General features: G+C 66.8%; 2 protein-coding genes. Both read left to right on the top strand.

Features of this window, described 5'->3' with window-relative positions:
* Positions 1–494, top strand: a 494-nt coding sequence (locus tag ACFWEK_RS21590) for a carbohydrate ABC transporter permease (RefSeq protein ID WP_430555372.1), incomplete at its 5' end; no start/stop codon positions are given.
* Positions 491–1,453: a carbohydrate ABC transporter permease gene (locus tag ACFWEK_RS21595; protein ID WP_430546540.1), complete on the top strand. Its 963-nt coding sequence runs from the start codon at positions 491–493 to the stop codon at positions 1,451–1,453. The genes ACFWEK_RS21590 and ACFWEK_RS21595, both read left to right, overlap by 4 nt.
* The last annotated feature ends 42 nt before the right edge of the window (positions 1,454–1,495 follow it).

Consider the following 1,495-nt stretch of genomic DNA (forward strand, 5'->3'; position numbering starts at 1 on the left):
ACATCAACCAGATCGGCCTGCTCAACCAGCTGCTGGTGTGGGTCGGGCTGCCGCCCCAGCAGTTCCTCATCGGCCAGCCGTGGAACACCTGGTTCCTCATCGTGGTGATGATCTGGATCCAGACCGGGTTCGCGATGACCGTGCTGTCGGCGGCCATCAAGGCGATCCCGGACGACATCGTCGAGGCCGCCCGCCTCGACGGCCTGCACGGGTTCGGGATGTTCCGCTACATCACGGTGCCGAGCATCCGGCCCGCGCTGGTGGTGGTGCTCACCACGATCGCCATGGGCACGCTGAAGGCCTTCGACATCGTCCGCACGATGACGGGCGGCCAGTTCGGCACCCAGGTGGTGGCGAACGAGTTCTACACGCAGGCGTTCCGGCAGGGGAACCAGGGGCTGGCGGCGGCGCTCGCCGTGGTCCTGTTCATCCTGGTGATCCCGATCATCGCGTACAACGTGCGGCAGATGCGCAAGTCGGAGGAGATCCGATGACCTCGACACCCACCCCTGGCCAGGCCGTCGCCGGCTCCGCCCTCGACGACGACGTCCCGCAGACGGGCGTCCGCAAGCTCTCGCGGCTGGAGCGCCGGGCGATCGCCACCAAGGGCAAGCTGAGCTCCCCGTGGGCGTCCGGGATCGCGATCATCATCGCCATCCTCTGGACGATCCCCTCGCTCGGTCTGCTCATCACGTCGTTCCGTCCGCAGGAGGACATCCGCCGGACGGGCTGGTGGACGGTGTTCGGCGACCTGTTCACCGGGGACGCCCAGTTCACGATGGACAACTACAACGAGGCGCTCTACGGGAACAGCAACGACCTGTCCACGTTCTTCGTGAACTCGTTCGTCATCACGATCCCCGCGGTCCTCATCCCGATCACGCTGTCGCTCCTGGCCGCGTACGCGTTCGCGTGGATCAAGTTCCCGGGGCGGAACTTCCTGTTCGTGGCCGTGTTCTCGCTCCAGGTGGTGCCGCTGCAGATCGCCCTGGTGCCGCTGCTGGCGGACTACGTCGACTGGAACGTCAACGGCAGCTTCTGGACCGTCTGGCTCTCGCACTCGATCTTCGCCCTGCCGCTGGCGATCTTCCTGCTGCACAACTTCATGAAGGACATCCCGGCGTCCCTCGTGGAGGCGGCCCGTGTCGACGGCGCCGGTCACGTGAAGATCTTCTTCCGCGTCCTGTTCCCGCTGCTGGTCCCCGCGATCGCGTCGTTCGGGATCTTCCAGTTCCTGTGGGTGTGGAACGACCTGCTCGTGGGCCTGACCTTCGCTGCCCCCGAGTACCAGCCGCTCACGGTGAAGATCGCCGAGCTTGCCGGAACGCGCGGCGGGGACTGGTACCTGCTCACCGCCGGTGCGTTCATCGCGATGATCGTGCCGCTGATCGTGTTCATCGCGCTGCAGCGGTTCTTCGTCCGCGGCATGCTCGCGGGCGCGGTGAAGGGCTGACGCGCTCCGGGGACGACGACGGCGGCCCGGGCAGGTGCCCGG

The organism is Isoptericola sp. NPDC060257, assembly GCF_042726645.1.
Classification (GTDB): domain Bacteria; phylum Actinomycetota; class Actinomycetes; order Actinomycetales; family Cellulomonadaceae; genus Isoptericola; species Isoptericola nanjingensis.

Excerpts from the sequence above, each read along its gene's own strand:
- ACFWEK_RS21595 (WP_430546540.1), top strand. The coding sequence starts at position 491 with ATGACCTCGACACCCACCCCTGGCCAGGCCGTCGCCGGCTCCGCCCTC.